The sequence below is a fragment of the Jatrophihabitans sp. GAS493 genome (assembly GCF_900230215.1).
In the GTDB taxonomy this organism is placed as follows: domain Bacteria; phylum Actinomycetota; class Actinomycetes; order Mycobacteriales; family Jatrophihabitantaceae; genus MT45.
Window position 1 is genome coordinate 339,772 of sequence record NZ_LT907982.1, and the last position, 17,836, is coordinate 357,607.

Consider the following 17,836-nt stretch of genomic DNA (forward strand, 5'->3'; position numbering starts at 1 on the left):
ATCAACCGGCCGAATACAGCGCGGAGAGCGGCACGTTCGGCCATCTGAGAGGGACGGGAGCCTCGGCGAAGGTGGGCACATCGTCGCCGAGGCCCTCCGGCCGGCTCCGCGACCGGTTCAACCCGCGGCGGCACGCCGCGCTGATCACCCTGCTCGCGGGTACCGCACTGCTCTACCTCTGGGGGCTGTCGAAGTCGGGCTGGGCCAACGAGTTCTACGCCGCGGCCGCCCAGTCGGGCAGCAAGAGCATCACCGCGTTCCTCTTCGGCTCGCTGGACCAATCCAACTTCATCACCGTCGACAAGCCCCCGGCCGCCCTCTGGGTCATGGACATCTCGGTGAAGCTCTTCGGCGTCAACTCCTGGTCGCTGCTGGTTCCCCAGGCGCTGGAGGGAGTGGCCGCGGTCGGGCTGCTCTACGCGGCAGTGAGCCGGGTCTGCGGGCGTAGGGCCGGGCTGTTGGCCGGCGCCGTACTGGCCTGCACCCCGGTGGCCACCCTGATGTTCCGCTTCAACAACCCCGACGCCCTGCTCGTCCTGCTGATGACGGCGGCCGCCTATGCAACCGTGCGAGCCATCGAGAAGGCCAGCCTGCGCTGGTTACTGCTGGTGGGGTCGCTTATCGGTTTCGCGTTCCTGACCAAGATGCTCCAAGGATTACTGGTCGTTCCGGGCTTCGCCGCCGCCTATCTGGTGGTCGCCCCGACATCGCTGCGGCGCCGTGTGCTGCACTTGCTGGCCGCCGCCGGGGCGCTGGTCATGTCAGCCGGTTGGTGGATCGTCCTGGTCCAACTCTGGCCGTCGGGGTCGCGTCCCTACATCGGTGGTACCAACACCAACTCGATCCTGGAACTCACCTTCGGCTACAACGGCATCGGCCGGCTCACCGGATCGAGCAACAACGGCAGCGTGAGCGGAACCGGTACCGGCTTCTCATCCAGCGAGACCGGTCTGACCCGCCTCTTCGGCTCGGAGATGGGGACGCAGATCAGCTGGCTCATCCCGGCCGCCCTGCTCAGCCTGGCCGCCGTCGGCTACCTCACCGCTCGACGCCGGCGCACCGACCTGCTCCGGGGCAGTCTCATCCTCTGGGGCGGCTGGCTGCTGGTCACCGGCCTGGTGCTCAGCTTCGCCAGCGGCATCATCCATCCGTACTACACGGTGGCCCTGTCGCCGTCGATCGCGGCGCTGGTCGGAATCGGGGTGACCACGCTCTGGCGCACCCGCCGCCTGGAGTTCTCCCGCTGGGCGTTGACCGCCGTCATCGCCGCCGGCGCCTGGTGGACCTTCGAGTTGCTCGGACGGGCCAGTTGGAACCCGTGGCTGCGCTGGATCGTGCTGCTCGCCGGCGCGGTGGCGGTCGCGGGCATCTTCGTCCCGCGCAGCCTGCTGGCCCGTCCGGGGCTGGTGGTGGCTCCGGCGGTGGCCGTCGCGCTGCTGGCCGGTCCACTGGCCTATTCGATTCAGACCGCTTCGACCTCGCATACCGGAGCGATCCCGTCAGCCGGCCCATCGAGCAACACCGGGTTCGGCGGCGGCTTCGGTGGCGGTCGTCCGGGTGGCGGATTCGGCGGTGCAGGCGGTGCTGGGAATGCAGGTGGTACTGGCGGTACAGGCGGTACTGGCTTTGGCGGCCAGAACGGCGGCGCCGCAGGCGGTGGCTTCGGTGGCCGCGGAATTGGTGGCGGCACCGGCGGCGGGATGGGCGGCGGATTGGGTGGTGCGACCACCGTCAGTTCGGCCCTCACCAGTGCGCTGAAGACCAACGCCGCCGACTACAAGTGGGCCGCCGCGACGACCGGCGACAACGAGGCCGCGTCCCTGGAGCTGGCCAGCGGGGAGGCGGTGATGGCCCTCGGTGGCTACAACGGGACCGACCCGGCCATCACATTGAGCGCGTTCAAGCAGTTGGTGGCCACGGGCCAGGTTCACTACTACGTGGCCGACAGCTCCGGCTTCATCGGATCGACCGACAAGTCGACCTCAACCGCCTACGCGATCCAGCAGTGGGTCACCTCGACCTACACGGCGACCACCGTCGGCGGCACCACCGTCTACGACCTCTCGCCGACCAGCTAAATCCCCCCGACCCCGACGTGGGGAGTTAAGTTCCCGGATTCCGGGAATTTAACTCCCCAAGATCGGCAGGAACGGGGCTAGTTCAGACCGGCGTAGGAGTGCAGGCCGGAGATGACGACGTTCACCACGAAGAAGTTGAAGGTCATCGCTCCGAAGCCGAGCAGGTTGATCCAGGCCGCACGCGAACCCTTCCACCCCGCGGTGGCCCGGGCGTGCAGGTAGCAGGCGTAGATGACCCAGGCGATGAAGGCCCAGGTCTCCTTCGGGTCCCAGCCCCAGTAGCGACCCCAGGCCGCCTCGGCCCAGATCGCTCCGGCGATGACGCCGCAGGTGTAGAGCGGGAAGGCGAAGGCGACCGTACGGTAGGCGACTCGATCGAGGGTCTCGGGAGCCGGCATCCGGGCACCGAGGGAGACCGGAAAGCGCACCTTCATCGGCTCTGTCGCATCGCTGAGGGCGTGAGCCGCGGCCAGCTTGTCGTAGCGATTGCGGATCAGGAAGAGGCTGGTGAGCACCGCACTGGTCAGCAGGATTCCCTCGGATGTCGCGGCGAGGGTGACGTGGATGGCCAGCCAGTACGACTGCAGGGCCGGCACCAGCGGGGCGTCCTTGGCGTACCAGACGGTGCCGGCCAGGAACATCACCAGGATCACCGGCAGCATCACGAAGAGGCCGAGGTAGCGGATCTGCGGGGCACGAGCAAGCACAGCCAGGAAGGCGAGCACCGCGATGAGCCCGGCCAGGGTGGCGAACTCGTACATGTTGCCCCACGGGATCCGGTCCGCGGCCACTCCGCGCAGGATCACCGAGCAGGCATGCAGCATCGCCCCGAGGATGGTGACCAGCACCGCGAGCTGCCCGAACCGGTCACCGGCGGAGCCGTGCCGCACTCCCGAGGCGGTGATCGAGTTCTCCGGCGGCACGACGACCGAGATACCGCGAGCAGCTGGTGTCCCGCCGGCACTCCCCGCACCGCTGGAGTCGGCACCGACCAGGCTGCGGGCGGCCATCACATTCGGCGTGGTCGAGGCGACCCGTCCACGTCGGCCGAAGGCGTACTCGGCGGCATACAGGATCATCGCCACGGAGTAGGTGGCGATCGCCGTCGTGAATAGCACGTTCGACAGGCTTGCGTAGTGTTCGTTGACCGCCACGGTCACGTCCTCTCGTCGCTCTGCGTTGCGTTAACCAGGTCGCTGCCGTCGGTGGCAGGAATCCTCTCGCCGGCCGGGCCGGAGCTCGCGCCGGTCTTCTGAGCCAGCTTGGCCAGCAGGCTGGCGAACTCGGCCGAGAAGTTGCCCGCGTCGCTGCGCGCGAGCCCACCGATGGAGATAACGGTAGGCGAGCCTGTCGATCCGCTCGCTGCGGGGGTGATCCGCAGCCAGATCCGGCGCCGGCGCACCGACAGCGAGCCGACCAGGCCGATCACCATGGCCCCGGCTGCGAAGAGCAGGTAGGTCTGCGACGGATCGTGGGAGACCTGCAGCGTCACCCAGGGCACCCAGCCGTCGAAGGTCACCTTGACGCCCTTGGCCGTGGTCGATTCACCGATTCGCAGGTTGGCCTGCCCGGTCTTGGTCAGGTCGGTCTTGTCGAGCGAACTCGTCGAGTGCGGCAGCCCGTCCGGGTGCAGGGTGCCTGTGTAGACGAAGATGCCGAGCATCGGGTCCTTCACCGTCGGCGACGCCGAGGTGTAGACGCCGGACGAGGTCTCGACCGGCGTCGGGGCGAAGAACCCCTCGACGCCGACCTCATTGGTGCCCGACTTCTGGGTCACCTCGAACGCGCCCTCCGACAGCAGGGTGGCGGCGTCGGTCGGGACGAAGTCCGCGGTGCGGTGGTAAACCGTCCCGTCCGGCATCGTCACCGTGATCGAAGGTGAGAAGCCGTGCCCGACCAGGTAGACCCGGTCGCCCTCCAGCCGTAGGGGATGGTTCACCGAGATTGCGGTGGCCTTCACCTGGGTCGAGTTGACGTTGGGCTGGTAGGTGACCGAGGCAAGGAACTTCGACGGCTGCCCGTCGGCCAGGTACTGCGCGTCGAACTTGGTGACGTTGACGCAGAACGGCGGCGGCGTCACCTTCCCCTCCGCGGCCAGCCGGCCCGGACGCGAGGAGTCGGCGAAGGCGCCGTTGCAGAACCCGGCACCCTGTTCGACCAGGTAGGAACTCTCGTAGCTGAAGAGGCGTCCGATCGCGATCAGCACCAGCGCGCAGAGCAGGGCGACGTGGAAGACGAGGTTGCCGGTCTCGCGGGTGTAGCCCTTCTCGGCCGAGAGGGTGACGACACCGCCCGGCTCCTCGCGACGCTCCACCCGCCAGCGGCGGCCAAGTGTGCGCCGGGCAGCAACGGCATACTCCTCAACCGGCAGCGCGGCCTGCAACCGGGCCGACTCGGGGAGGCGGTCGAGGTTCTTCGGCGCCTTCAACGGCCGGCTCGTCGCGTTACGCAGGTGCAGCCGAATTCGCGGGATGAGACAGCCGACCAGCGAGATGAACAGCAGCAGGTAGATCGCGGCGAACCATGGAGTGCCGAAGACGTCGAACATGCCGATACGGTCGAGGAAGGTTCCCCACGCCCCGTGGCTGGCCAGGTAGGCCTGGACTTTGACCGGGTTCAGCGGCCGCTGCGGCAGCAACGACCCCGGCACCGCGGCGACGGCGAGCAGGAAGAGCAGGATCAGCGCGGTGCGCATGCTGATCAGTCGCCGCCAGGCTCGGCGGATCACGCGGATCGGGTTCACAGGTCAGCTCCGAGCCCGGTGTTGCCGTAGGTCGCCAGCACGCTCATCCAGTGATCCCAGAGTCCGGTGACCAGCAGAATGCCCATGAGAATAAGGGCAGCCCCGCCGATCCGGCTGACGACACCGGCGTGCCGGCGGACGAAACCCAGGGCCGAGGTGGCCCAACCGAAGCCGAAGGCCACCAGCAGAAAGGGGATCCCGAGACCCACGCAGTACGCGGCGGTGAGGAAGGCACCGCGGGCCGCCGATCCCTGGCTCAGGGCCATCGACGTCACCGCGCTCAGGGTGGGGGTGAGGCAGGGCGTCCAGGCCAGACCGAAGGTGATCCCCAGTAGCGGCGCGCCGATCAGCCCGGCCCGCGGACGGGCGTGGATCTTCACCTCGCGCTGCAGGAAGGGAATCCCACCCAGGAAGACGATCCCGAGCAGGATGGTGATCGAGCCGAAGATGCGCTCGAGGGTCTGCTTGTGTACCTGGATCGACTCACCGAGCGTGCCGAAGAGCAGCCCGCCGGCCACGAACACGGCGCTGAAACCAAGGATGAATAGCGACGTTCCGATGATTGTGCGGCGGCGGACGTGCGCCTCATCGGCTCCGGTGATCCCGGCGACGTAGGCCAGGTAGCCGGGCACCAGGGGCAGCACGCAGGGTGACAGGAAACCGACCAGCCCGACGAGCGCGGCGACTCCGGCCGCGACCATCACCGGTCCGGTGTTGATCGTGTCGACGAACGTGCCGCTGGCCAGGTTCGTCACGACTCGGCTTGCAATGCGGTCAGTGTCGGCTTCAGGTCGGCCGGGAGCACGCGGACGGCGTACACGGCGGCGACCCGGTGCTGCTTGTCCAGCAGCACGGTCATGGGCAGGGCAAGGACCGGGATGTGCCCCATCTGCAGCGGCACCTTGGCCGACTGGTCGTAGACGACGGGGTAGGTGACGCCCTCGTCCTTGGCGAACTCCGTCGCGGTCGAGGTCGAGGCCTCCTTGGTGGCCACCCCGACGAAGGCGACACCGCTGGGCGCCAGCTCTTTGTAGAGGTTCGCCAGCTGCGGGGTCTCACTCTGACACGGGACGCACCAGGAAGCGTAGAAGTTGATGAGGGTGACCTTGCCGTCGGTGCTGGCCAGGTTGAAGGCGGAGCCGTCGAGCAGCTTGGCCGAGACCGCGCCGACCGGCTTACGGTCCTTCTCCGGGATGACCTGACCCTTGCTGGTGACGCCGACGAACTGGTAGCCCTTGGTCGAAGAGTCGGCCACCGCGTCCTTCCCGGTGCAGCCGGCCAGCGTGAGCGCGGTCACCAGGACAGCGGCTAGGGCGAGCAGACGGCGGGAAGGCACCTGACCAGTGTGCAAGAAGGCACGACGGATTGCGAAACCGCCCCGAAATACTGTGCTCCAGGTTGCTCTAGGCGTGTGAGAAGACTGAACGGGGGCTGTTCGCCCGGTGTGCGTGCCGGGTGCACGCGGCCGCTCTGGCTCTAGGCGCCGGCCCCGACGCCGGCCGGGAGAACCGCGGCCGGTTCGGCGTAGTCGACCTTCACGATGAGCTCGTCCATGAAGGTCAACGTCGTCACCGAGGCCAGCGAGCACTGCCGAGACCGCGGGTCGTGGGCCAGCCGCAGCCCCTCGGCATAACGGCGGGCGGCGACCACGGGCAGCTGGTGAGTCACGCAGACGGCCTCCTTGCCGTCGGCACGATCGCGAGCGGTCCGGGCCGCGGCGAGGACCCGCAGCGCCACCTGCTGGTACGGCTCACCCCAGGACGGGCGGAGCGGATTCACGAAGAGGCGCCAGTTACGGGGGTCACCGAAGAGCGAACCGAGGTTCTGACCACCGGCGACCCGGCGACCTTGCAGGGCGTTGTCGGCCTCGATGAGACGCTCGTCGATGGCCACCGGCAGCTCCAGGGCCGCAGCCAGCGGAGCGGCCGTCTGCCGGGCCCGCTCCAGCGGTGAGGAGACTAGGTAGCCGACGTCCCGTTCGGCCAGATACGCCCCGGCTAGCTTGGCCTGCGCCTGCCCGAGGTCGGAGAGTCGGAAACCCGGCAGCCGCCCGTAGAGGACCTTCTCCGGGTTGTAGACCTCGCCGTGGCGAAGCAGGTGAACGACCGCCTTAGCCATCGGCGTTGCCGCCACCCGAACCCGCGGCCGGGGCGACGAAAGGATCCAGCGCCGGGTCCAGCTCAGCTGGGTCCAGCGCAGCCGGCGCCTCGAGCGCGGTGCCTGCCGGCTGACCGGCGGCGGTGGCGTCCTGATTGCGAATGGGGGGTGCGCTCAGATGCGGGAGTTCGAGCTGTTTCAATGCTCTCCGCGCGATTACCTGCTGGTGGGTTACGGTGCGCTCCGAACGTCCACGGCCGATGAAGCTGACCGCCCAGTGCAGCAGCGTGGTGATCCGGTTCTTGAAGCCGACCAGGTACATCAGGTGGATCACCAACCAGAGCACCCACGCGATGAAGCCGGAGAACCGGAACTTACCGACGTCGGCCACCGCACGGAAGCGCGAGATGGTAGCCAAGCTGCCCTTGTCGAAGTAGTGGAACGGCTCCTTCGGCGCCTTCCCGGTGACCTTGCGGTCGATCTGCTGGGCCGCGTACTTGCCGCCCTGCATCGCCACCTGGGCCACGCCCGGATACCCCTTCAGCGACATCATGTCGCCGATGATGTAGACGTCCGGGTGGCCCGGCAGGGTGAGATCGGGCTGGACCTCGATGCGCCCGGAGCGGTCGATCGGCGCGCCTGACTGCTCGGCCAGCGTCTTGCCGAGCGATGAGGCCCGCACTCCGGCGGCCCAGACCATGCAGCGGCTCTGGATGCGGTGGTGGTCACCGTGGTCGTCGGCGATCTCGAGGCCGAGGTGGTCGACGTCGACGACCCGGGCGTTCAGCCAGACGTCGATACCCATCTTGCCGAGCTGGGAGGCGGCGGTGGCCGAGAGCTTGCTGCCGAAGGTGCTGAGCACCGAGCCCATCGCGTCGACCAGGACTACCCGGGCCGCTTTCGGATCGATGCTGCGGAAGTTGTGCTTGAGGGTGCGGTGAGCGAGTTCGGCGATCTGGCCGGCCATCTCCACGCCGGTCGGGCCGGCGCCGACGACGACGAACGTCAGCCACTCCTTACGGATCTCGGGGTCTTCTTCGAGTTCGGCCATCTCGAAGGCGTTGAAGATACGGCCGCGCACCTCGAGGGCGTCGTCGATGCTCTTCAGGCCGGGGGCGTCGTGGCTGAACTCGTCCTTGCCGAAGTAGGAGGTGAAGGCGCCTGCTGCGACGATCAGGCTGTCGTAGTCGGTGAGCCGATCCTCGCCGAAGGCCGTCGAGGTCACCGTCTTCTTGTCGATATCGATATCGGTCACGTAGCCCAGCAGCACCCGGATGTTCTTCTGCTTCGACAGGATCTCGCGAGTGGCCGGGGCAATCTCGCCCTCGGAGAGGATGCCGGTGGCTACTTGGTATAGCAACGGCTGGAAAAGATGGTGACTGGTCCGGCTGATCAGCGTCACATCCACGTTGGACTTGGCCAGTTTCTTGGCGGCGAAGAGGCCACCGAACCCAGACCCGATGATGACGACGTGGTGCCGCTTTCCGACGACTGGCTGCGCAGTGCTCATAGCTCCAGCATAAGTACCGCTGGGTGGCGGAGACGTTTCCGCGCTGTGACGTTGCAGCCAGTGAGGCTCTGAACACCGCAATGGACCGGTTGTCCAGAGGTTTCGAAGATTCTCGAATCGGGCGCGGTGACGGTGTGACCTTCGGCGCGGACAGCTCTCGCAGACCGTGGGCATCGCTACTATTCGCCTGATCGGCGTGAGGGGGTCAGATCGATTTGGCTACGCTAACAGTGCGCTTTCCAGCCGGTCGTCCGATGGCTCTAGCGGTTGCGTTCGACCCGCTCGCGACGGTCCAAACAAGCTTGGTGGAACTGTTCGGCCCACTCCGACAGGGCACCGACGACTCTACGCTCGGAAGCCAACCGCCTTGCCAAGGCCGTAGACATGCCGACGTTGCTTTCAACCATTCAGTTTGCCAACAAGCCGGGGCTTGAAAAGTTTCTTTGGCCTGACGCCGATACCGCCGGAATGCAATCACTGCACGAGCAAATCGAGCAATTGGCGATCAACGGAGATTTCGACGGCGAGTTCGGTCCTCAACTGGTCGGGTTCGCGACCCGAAACCTTGCGGTGCGAGGCCGCTCGACCTCGGACACAGTCGATCCTGACGCCCTTGCGCTACTCGTTGGAGATGTCCGGGCAAAGATTCTTCGCAGGGCAATTACCCCTTCGACTACAACCGAACTGGCGAACGATCTGGGCTACAGCCCGAGCACGATCTCCCACCATCTCAAGGCATTGACGAACGCCGAAGCTGTCGAGAGCCATCGCAGTCAATGGTTCGTGTACTACCGCCTCACCGACGTCGGCTGGCAGCTCTTGAGCCTGTACACCTGACACCCGACCGCAGCCGTCTGGCGCCGCCGCTTCTAGCCTTGCGGCGGCGCCATTCGGAGCTGATGGTCCCTCCCGCAACCCATCTGCGGCCCATCCCCGCAACAAGGAAAGCCCATCGATTGCCCGGAGTAAATGCCATTCGACGATCTTCGAATCACCCGTTCGACTACCGGAAGCGATTTCCACCAACAAAGACAAGGAATCTCCGAAACGTTGCAGGTCGTGCGAAAGATCACAGATCTAAGGTCAATCGCCGCGACAGGTAACCCGAACGCAACCCAGTGTCACGGGTGGGCATGAAGCAATGCATTCGGATGCGCCTCCGTCGGCCACGGTGACGCGCATTCGCGATACTCTTTCGAAGCGATTGGAGGACAACGAGTGGCACTAAGCATCGCAGTGGATCACCGAACTCGGGTCCACGTCGCGACGGACCTCATTGGGACCGTACAGACCAGCCTGGTAGAGCTCTTCGGACCACTTCGCGGGCGATTGCCGGAGAGCGTTCAGGAGGATGCCAGACGCCGAGCACGCCACCTCAACCTGGACGTACTGGTCTCTGCCGTCTGTTGCAATCGCAGTTCCGGCCTCGAGGAATTCCTTTGGCCTGCAGTATCGACCAAGCGCTCGAACACGCTCTCGGACCTGATCGATGAGATGGAAGCCACGCCGGCTGATGCCGTGGTGCGGGAGTTTGTCGCCCATTCAAGTGGTCGCGTGACGGCACGCGAACGTCCTTGGCTGGATTCCCCAGATGCCACCCTGCGCACCTACATATTGACGCTGCGCCGGTACGTGGCGGAGGTTCTTGAGAGCGTGTACCCGCGATTCGAAGCCCGCGTCGTCGCCGAAGCCGCCTACCTCACCGACCTCGTCCATCGAGCCGACATCGACACGAATCTGCTGGGCCTGCACCCAGATCTGGTAATTCGCAACGGTGCCGTGCGGCTCCCATCGTCAACCGTCGACGAGGAACGTACGCAATGCCCGGTCATTCTGCTGACCCCGATGATCTGCTCCGCCGCGACCTTCACCTTCAACGGTGTGGGGGACGATGACACGGGTGGTGTCCAGATGATCGGGTTTGCCACTCAGGCGCTGCAGGTCACCGGCCCCTCGCCGGCAACGCCTAGGCCGGACCCTCTCGCGACCCTGCTCGGCGACGCACGCGCCCGGATCCTGCGGGCACTCTTCGTCCCGGCCACGACCACCGAACTCGCCAACGACCTGAACTACAGCCCAAGCACCGTGTCGCATCATCTCAAAGCGCTCACCAAAGCTGGCGCGATCGAGAACCATCGGAGTCACTGGTTCGTCTACTACCGGCTCACCGACATTGGGCGGCAACTGCTCCTGCTTTACAGCTAGGGGATTCTGCGGGCGGCCGCCGGGACCGCGATACCGACCAGTCCCCGCAGCGTGCCGATCGTGAAATCCACCCAGTCGAAGGAGTCCCGCCACACCGCGATCTGCCCGTCGGCCACCACGAAGCGGCCATAGACCCAGAACCGGATGTGCAGCCGCCCAAAGGTCAGTTCGTCGTAACGGTCGGTCAACACGACACTTCCGTCGGCCGCGATGTGATGCACACGCACCGCGAAACTCATCCGCCCCGGCCGCAGCAGGAGTCGCGCCAGCCGAGCCAAGGCAGCCCGTCCATGCACGGTGGGCAGCGAGACGTTGATGTACTCGAGATCGTCGGCGACCAGGCCAAGCGCCGCGTCTACGTCGCTGCGTTCCAGCGCGTCCAGGAAGGATTGGACGACAGCGATCGCCGTCGTGCTGGTTGCCGGATCAGCGGTCACGACGGGTTGTTCGCCGCCTGGGCTGCGGCGGTGGCGGCCAGCGGCAGCGCTTCGGCGATCCGGTCGATCACATTCGCGTCATGGGCCGCCGAGACGAACCAGGCCTCGAAGGCACTCGGCGGCAGGTACACTCCGGCATCCAGCATCGCGTGAAAGAAGGCCTTGTAAATAAGGGGATTCGCATTCTGGGCGCGCTGCGCGCCGGCGAAGTCACGCACCGGTTCGTCGGTGAAGAAGATCGAGAAGAGGCTCCCCGCGTGCTGCACGCGATGCACCACCCCGGCGTCGCTGAGCGCGGCCGAGGCGAGCTTGCCGATCTGGTCGGCGGCGGCGTCGAGCTTGGCGTAGACGTCCGGGGTGCAGTTGCGCAGCGTCGCCAATCCGGAGGCGACCGCGACCGGATTGCCCGACAGCGTGCCGGCCTGGTAAACCGACCCGCTCGGCGCCAGGTGCGACATGATGCTCGCTTTGCCGCCGAAGGCCGCCGCCGGCAATCCGCCGCTCATGACCTTGCCGAAGGTGAAGAGGTCGGCCTCGACCGGGTCCAACCCGTACCAACCGGCAGCCGAGACGCGAAACCCGGTCATCACCTCGTCCGAGATGAGCAGGGCTCCATGGCGGGCAGTGATCTCCCGTAACCCGGCGTTGAAACCCGGGTCGGGGGCAACCGCGCCCATGTTCCCGGCGGCTGCCTCGGTGATGATGCAGGCGATATCGGCTCCGCCGGCGGCGAAGGCGGCCTCGACCGCGGCCAGATCGTTGTAGGGGAGCACGATCGTCTCGGCCGTCTGTGCACCGGTGACGCCGTCGGTGTCGGGCTGGGCGAAGGTCACCACGCCGGAGCCCGCCGCGGCCAGCAGCGCGTCGACGTGGCCGTGATAGCAGCCGGCGAACTTCACCACCTTGTGCCGCCCGGTGACGCCACGGGCGAGGCGGATCGCACTCATGGTCGCCTCGGTGCCGGAGTTCACCAGACGCACCTGCTCCAACGCACCTCCCGAGCCGACCGCATTTACCCGGTTGATCAACTCCTCGGCCAGCTCCACTTCGCCGAGGGTGGGAGCGCCGAAGGAGAGACCGGTGACGGCCGCCTCCCGCACCGCCTCGACGACGGCTGGATGGGCGTGCCCGAGCACCATCGGACCCCAGGAGGAGACGAGGTCGACGTAGGTCCGTCCGTCGGCGTCGGTGAGGTACGCCCCCTGCCCGCGAACCATGAAACGGGGCGTGCCGCCGACCGCTTTGAAGGCACGGACGGGCGAGTTGACTCCACCGGGGATGACCCGCTGGGCACGGTCGAAGAGTTGGGCGGAGATGGGTGCGTCGGTCACGCTGCCTACTCTGCCACCGGGGTGGCGAGCGTACGCACCATGACCACCCGATCAGCTATGTGATCCAGTCCGACCGCCCGCTCAGCCGTCCGGATCGACTCCAGGCCGGGGCTCAGCTTGCCGGCCCGCACGAAGCCGCGGGCTGCGAAGAATGGCCCGTTCCAGGCAACGTCGGCATAGGTGGTGAGGGTGAGAGCCTGGTAGCCGCAGTCCGCGGCCCAGACGCAGACGCTCTCGAGCAACGCTGAGCCGATCCCGTGGCGCATGTTCGCCGGCAGCACGGCCAGAGCCGACAGGTGCGCCCGCCCGTCAACCACTCTGAGCCGGGCAACACCGACGAGCGGGTCGCCGGCGCCCATCGTGACCAGCTCCTGGAAGGCGGCGTCGGCCGGCTCCCCGGATGGCTGCGGCAGGTAGCCGGCGACGGTGAAGAGGGCGCCCGATCGCTCGACGATCTCATCCACGGTGTCTGCGTCGTCGGCGGGGAGCACCCGGATCGGGTGATCGGCTCCCGGGCGGACGCGGAGCACGTCGATGAGACGCTCCGGATCGCGGGTCGGCACGATGATGGTGCTGTCGTCCACCAGCAGCAGGGTCACATCCTGAAAGCCACGCGGCGACCCTTCGCCGACCATTCGGCCGAGCACCCGGTAGGTGGTGGCGTCCTCCTCGGCCAGCCCGACAATGCTCGAACGCTCCAGAACGTCGGCGGCAACGCGGACCTGCGTGGTCGTCACGACCAGCGATCGGCGCGCGCTGGCGGCCCGGGTGGCGAGAACGTCCGCGCCTACGACTATCGCGAAGGCGGCGACCCAGAGGAGTACGTGCGCCCATCCGGAGCCGACGACCAGGTCGAAGATCAGCCCGCCGACGAGGAAGGCGGCCAGCACCCAGGCCGTCGCGTACCCGCGGGGGGCCTCGACATACACAACGTCCTCCGGAGCGGGCAGCGGAGGTTGGGCCGGCGACGCTTCAGGAAGCTCCGGCACTTGGGCCGGCTGCCCGTCGGGATTCACCGCAGCAGACGGGCGGCGTCCACGGCCCAGTAGGTCAGGATCGTGGATGCACCGGCGCGCTTGATCGAGGTGAGCGTCTCGAGCATGACTCGCTCGCGCTCCAGCCAGCCCCGCTCGGCGGCGGCCTCGACCATCGCGTACTCGCCGCTGACCTGGTAGGCGGCGACCGGCACCGGAGAGGCGTCAGCGACTACCCGCAGCACGTCCAGGTACGGCAGGGCCGGCTTCACCATCACCATGTCGGCCCCCTCGGCCACGTCGAGGGCAACCTCGGCCAGTGCCTCGCGGGTCGAGCGCTGATTGTCCTGCTGGTAGCTCTTGCGGTCCCCCTGCAGCGAGGAGTCGACCGCCTCACGGAAGGGCCCGTAGAAGGCGGAGGCGTACTTCGGCGCGTAGGCCAGGATTGCGGTGTCGAGGAAGCCCTCGGCGTCGAGTGCAGCTCGGACGGCGGCAACCTGGCCGTCCATCATGCCGCTGGTTCCGACCACGTGAGCGCCGGCCCGGGCCTGGGCGATCCCCATCGACGCGTACCGAAGCAGGGTGGCGTCGTTGTCCACCGCACCCGCCTCGTCGAGGACGCCGCAGTGGCCGTGGTCGGTGAACTCGTCAAGGCAGAGGTCGGCCATCAGCACGGTCTCGTCCCCGAACTCAGCGCGGAGGTTGCGGAACGCAACGTTGAGGACGCCGTCCGGGTCGTCGGCGCCGGAGCCGATCGCATCCTTGCTGGTTGGGACACCGAAGAGCATCAGGCCGCCAACGCCCGCCTCAATGGCATCGTGGGCCGCCTTGATCAGCGACTCCTGGCTGTGTTGAACGACGCCCGGCATCGAGCTGATCGCGATCGGCTCAGTGCTGGCCTCGCGGACGAACATCGGCAGGACGAGGTCGGCTGGACGCACCGAGGTCTCGGCAGTCAGGCGGCGCAGCGCGGCGGTGGCACGCAGACGACGCGGGCGAGAGACGGGAAACCCAGGAAGTACCGGCAGTTCAGTCACCGAATCAGCCTACGCCGGGCGGAGCGGGGCGGATGCTGGTTGTCGCGGACCTAACGTCGGCTCTGCCGGTCAGAACAGGGGCGGCATCGGTCCGGTGACGTGTCGACCGACTCTTTCGTCACCCGATTCGCCGATTGAGCTGACGACAACCTTGTTGCGGCCACTGTTCTTGGCTCGGTAGAGGGCGGTGTCGGCGGCTTGCAACAACTCGTCCATGGTCACACCGTGGTCAGGGAAGCAGGCCAGCCCGATAGACAGCGATAGCGTCGGGGCCGGGAGGTGCTCTGTGTCCAATTGAATGTTCCGCACCTCTTGGCGAATGCGCTCCGCCACGACGAACGCCTCATGCGCAGTAGCGCGCGGGAGTAAGGCAACGAACTCCTCGCCACCGAACCGGCCAACGCTGTCGTAGTCGCGAAGTTCGTCCCTCAATAGGTCGGCGATGGCGAGAATCGCCTGATCGCCTACCAGGTGGCCGTATCCATCATTCACTGCCTTGAAATGATCGAGGTCGAGTAGCAGCACCGCGACCGGCTCACGCTCACGTTCAGCCCGCGCGAGTTCACGGACACCAATCCGATGCCAGGTGGGCGCGTTCAGCAGCCCGGTCTTTGGATCCATAGATGCGTCGTCTTCCAACTGCCGAACCAGCGCAGCCCTCTGCAGAACGATTGTCAGCGGCACGCCGAGCGCGACAAGTGTGGGTTCGCGAAGCGCGGCGAACGCCACCAGCGCGCCGAGACACAGGGTCGCAAGTTCAATGAGGTTGTCTTCTATTGTCCCGACAAAGGTCCCAATTGGTTGCGATCCGACTGCTAGCCGAATCGCCGCAGCCACCAAAGCAGTGTTTACAAACATGAACACCAGGATCGTGGTCCCGAATGCGATCGGAAGCACAATAAACCGCGGTGCATAATCTAGAACTCGCGGGATAAACTCCAAAGTCGATTGCGCTAAGACTAATGCGATCGCAACTGACGCGCACGTGTAAATCTGGCGATACGCTGGCAGTCCGGCAGATTTCAATTGTCTGAACCAAAGGTAAAGGCGAAAAGCAACGAGAAATATTAATGCCAGACCAGGCGACAAAACAACAATGGCCGCCATCATCCAGACCGAAGTCATGTCGATGAACCGCGCGCCTCGCACCCTGTGCAGCAAGCGAGCAGCACTTCGCCCGATCTCCTCGAAGAGGAACGCAAAGACTAGGAAACTCAAGAATCTCAGGAGTTCGAGCGATGTAGGACGCATCGACGCCCAGCTCATCACCGCAAGCGTCAAGGCGATGAGATCCACCCCAACTACGAGAGCAATGACACTGCCCGAATTATTCCGTATGCCGGAATTTTGAGTCGAGGCGCGAGGGAGCCACTTCCGAGTAGCCCCAGCTCGCTTCATAATTAAACTCCACACTGTTCGCGTCGCTAGCCTAGATTAGCCCAGCGTGCGCACACTGTCACTCCCGCCTCTCGCTAAGGCATGGACGACGGAGATCATCAACCGGCGATCTTCGGCCACATGCACGGCGAACGTCGCTAAGCGAGGATCTACTGCCGTCAACACTGGAGCTCATATTCGCAACGATTAAGTGACGCCCGACACATTCACAAGGGAGCTGAATCGTGATTGCCATCTATCAAAAACAGATCACCTAACAGTAATCACACATGCATGCCCAGTCGGAAAGGAAGGTTCACGTCGTGACCGTCGTCAACTGGAGCTAGAGCACCCACCACCAACGAACCACCACACACACGAAGGAGACACCGCAATGACCGTCGTCAACTGGAGCTAGAACACCCACCACCAACGAACCACCACACACACGAAGGAGACACCGCAATGACCGTCGTCAACTGGAGCTAGAACACCCACCACCAACGAACCACCACACACACGAAGGAGACACCGCAATGACCGTCGTCAACTGGAGCTAGAACACCCACCACCAACGAACCACCACACACACGAAGGAGACACCGCAATGACCGTCGTCAACTGGAGCTAGAACACCCACCACCAACGAACCACCACACACACGAAGGAGACACCGCAATGACCGTCGTCAACTGGAGCTAGAACACCCACCACCAACGAACCACCACACACACGAAGGAGACACCGCAATGACCGTCGTCAACTGGAGCTAAGTGCTCACTGTGAGCCGAGCCCACCGTATGGCCAGCCAAATTCCGATGGCTGCTCCGACGCCCCCACTGAGCGCGACCGTTCTGTGGGCGCCGATACTCTCAGAAATTAAGCCAGCGCCCGCGATAGCCGCTCCCTGTAGCGCTATCAGGATCGAAGCCGCAAACCCCACGGCCGCGCCGCGCACCCTGCCAGGAACAGAGACCGTGAATTCCGCCATCGCGACCACGACGTAAGACGCGAGCGCGCCGGCAAGCACCCAGAGGGCGACGCTCACTGACGGATTCGACGTCAATCCGCACGGCACGGTCACGAGACCGACGGCGATGGCAGCGGGACACATCCAGGCGAGTCGTTGAACTTTGGTCAACCACCTTGTGGACAAGAAGGTCCCGACCGCAAGGCCTGTCGGCACAGCTGCCAGAAGCATGCCTACCGCCACGTCTCCCCCCTGCTCTGCCACGGCGTACGGAACCGCTATACCTTCTCGCATGGTTAACGACGCGGTTAGCCACACGAGGCCGGCCAATACACGTAGTCGCGGGTCCCCAAGCACAGCCCGTGCTCCTTGCATCGATGCTGTCAGCAGGTTGGCTCTTTCATTTCCAGCCTTGGTCGACGGATGATGACGCAACCGCGTGCGGGACTGAATAATGGCAGCCGACAGGAGGAAGCTGGCCGCGTCGACGGCGAGGCCCGTGCGGGGGCCGACAACCGCCACCACGACGCCCCCGACGGCGAAGCCCGCGACCTGGCTCAACTGATTTGAAATTGTTCGGAGCGCAGATGCGGCCGGAAAAACCTCGGCTGGCAACATCTCGGGAATCTCGGATAGCTCTGCGGTTGTGAACAATGAGCTCATCGCGGCTTCGATCGCGACGCACACAATTATCGCTGAGTCGGCCAAGCTTGGAATCGCCACGGCCAGCACGAGGACGAATCTGGCGGCGTCGCAGATCACCATTAGCCTGCGTCTCGGGTAGCGATCTGCGAGCCCGGACAGGAATAGCCCTCCTAGCACGGCAGGCAGGTAGGTCATCCCGAAGACCAACGCGGTCAGCGCTGCTGATCCCGTCCGCGAGAAGACGAGCACCGATATGGCGACACGCGTTAGCTGGTCTCCCAGCGCAGACTGCGTGTCGGCGATCCAGAGCCAGCGGAACTCCCGGACGCGCAGTGCGTCCCGAAAGGTCGGATTGCCGGTAGTCACTGTCACTGCGCCGACCTCACTCGACATCCGTCCATCGCGACTCGGGGTGGTCTCTTCCCGGATTCC

Annotated in this window: 15 protein-coding genes; 3 read left to right on the plus strand and 12 right to left on the minus strand. The window is 65.7% G+C overall.

Going from position 1 to position 17,836, the window contains the following annotated elements:
- Positions 1–44 precede the first annotated feature (44 nt).
- On the plus strand, positions 45–2,078 hold the full coding sequence (locus tag CPH63_RS01520; protein ID WP_371364820.1) for an ArnT family glycosyltransferase: 2,034 nt from the start codon (positions 45–47) through the stop codon (positions 2,076–2,078).
- 77 nt (positions 2,079–2,155) lie between these two features.
- Here CPH63_RS01520 and ccsB read toward each other — a convergent pair whose 3' ends face one another.
- From ccsB to CPH63_RS01550, 6 genes are all read right to left on the minus strand, one after another.
- Positions 2,156–3,232 carry a c-type cytochrome biogenesis protein CcsB gene (gene ccsB, locus CPH63_RS01525; RefSeq protein WP_096304871.1) on the minus strand — a complete coding sequence of 359 codons (1,077 nt, stop codon included), beginning with the start codon at positions 3,230–3,232 and terminating at the stop codon, positions 2,156–2,158.
- A 2-nt stretch (positions 3,233–3,234) separates the two neighbouring features.
- Positions 3,235–4,821, minus strand: a complete 1,587-nt coding sequence (locus tag CPH63_RS01530; RefSeq protein ID WP_096301265.1) for a cytochrome c biogenesis protein ResB — start codon at positions 4,819–4,821, stop codon at positions 3,235–3,237.
- Positions 4,818–5,576 (minus strand): cytochrome c biogenesis CcdA family protein, encoded by a 759-nt coding sequence (locus CPH63_RS01535; protein WP_241895774.1) that lies wholly within the window; start codon positions 5,574–5,576, stop codon positions 4,818–4,820. The genes CPH63_RS01530 and CPH63_RS01535 overlap by 4 nt, the downstream gene beginning before the upstream one ends.
- Entirely contained in the window at positions 5,573–6,157 is a 585-nt protein-coding gene (locus CPH63_RS01540) for a TlpA disulfide reductase family protein (protein ID WP_157749200.1), read from the minus strand. Before CPH63_RS01540 ends, CPH63_RS01535 begins: the two co-directional genes overlap by 4 nt.
- A gap of 140 nt (positions 6,158–6,297) precedes the next feature.
- A complete protein-coding gene (locus tag CPH63_RS01545; protein ID WP_096304873.1) occupies positions 6,298–6,939 on the minus strand; it encodes a histidine phosphatase family protein in 642 nt (213 codons plus the stop codon).
- A complete protein-coding gene (locus CPH63_RS01550) occupies positions 6,932–8,428 on the minus strand; it encodes an NAD(P)/FAD-dependent oxidoreductase (RefSeq protein ID WP_096301267.1) in 1,497 nt (498 codons plus the stop codon). Before CPH63_RS01550 ends, CPH63_RS01545 begins: the two co-directional genes overlap by 8 nt.
- Before the next feature lie 384 nt (positions 8,429–8,812).
- Here CPH63_RS01550 and CPH63_RS01555 point away from each other — a divergent pair, with 384 nt between their 5' ends.
- Together CPH63_RS01555 and CPH63_RS01560 are read left to right on the plus strand one after the other, a co-directional pair.
- Positions 8,813–9,265, plus strand: a complete 453-nt coding sequence (locus CPH63_RS01555) for a helix-turn-helix transcriptional regulator (RefSeq protein WP_096301268.1) — start codon at positions 8,813–8,815, stop codon at positions 9,263–9,265.
- Positions 9,266–9,982: 717 nt separating this feature from the next.
- The gene (locus tag CPH63_RS01560) at positions 9,983–10,633 is read left to right on the plus strand and encodes a winged helix-turn-helix domain-containing protein (protein ID WP_157749201.1); all 651 of its coding nucleotides are present in this window, start codon (positions 9,983–9,985) and stop codon (positions 10,631–10,633) included.
- On the opposite strand, the gene CPH63_RS01565 is transcribed toward CPH63_RS01560, so the two are convergent.
- The 6 genes from CPH63_RS01565 to CPH63_RS01590 all read right to left on the minus strand — a co-directional run bounded on the left by CPH63_RS01565 (position 10,630) and on the right by CPH63_RS01590 (position 17,776).
- On the minus strand, positions 10,630–11,070 hold the full coding sequence (locus tag CPH63_RS01565) for a limonene-1,2-epoxide hydrolase family protein (protein WP_172892139.1): 441 nt from the start codon (positions 11,068–11,070) through the stop codon (positions 10,630–10,632). The two genes, CPH63_RS01560 and CPH63_RS01565, sit on opposite strands and share 4 nt — an antisense overlap.
- Positions 11,067–12,401: a glutamate-1-semialdehyde 2,1-aminomutase gene (gene hemL, locus CPH63_RS01570; protein ID WP_096301270.1), complete on the minus strand. Its 1,335-nt coding sequence runs from the start codon at positions 12,399–12,401 to the stop codon at positions 11,067–11,069. The genes CPH63_RS01565 and hemL overlap by 4 nt, the downstream gene beginning before the upstream one ends.
- A gap of 5 nt (positions 12,402–12,406) precedes the next feature.
- Positions 12,407–13,390: a GNAT family N-acetyltransferase gene (locus CPH63_RS01575; protein ID WP_157749202.1), complete on the minus strand. Its 984-nt coding sequence runs from the start codon at positions 13,388–13,390 to the stop codon at positions 12,407–12,409.
- Between the two features lie 23 nt (positions 13,391–13,413).
- Entirely contained in the window at positions 13,414–14,412 is a 999-nt protein-coding gene (hemB, locus tag CPH63_RS01580; protein ID WP_096301272.1) for a porphobilinogen synthase, read from the minus strand.
- A gap of 69 nt (positions 14,413–14,481) precedes the next feature.
- Positions 14,482–15,708: a GGDEF domain-containing protein gene (locus CPH63_RS01585; protein WP_157749203.1), complete on the minus strand. Its 1,227-nt coding sequence runs from the start codon at positions 15,706–15,708 to the stop codon at positions 14,482–14,484.
- A gap of 850 nt (positions 15,709–16,558) precedes the next feature.
- The gene (locus tag CPH63_RS01590; protein ID WP_157749204.1) at positions 16,559–17,776 is read right to left on the minus strand and encodes an MFS transporter; all 1,218 of its coding nucleotides are present in this window, start codon (positions 17,774–17,776) and stop codon (positions 16,559–16,561) included.
- Positions 17,777–17,836 lie beyond the last annotated feature (60 nt).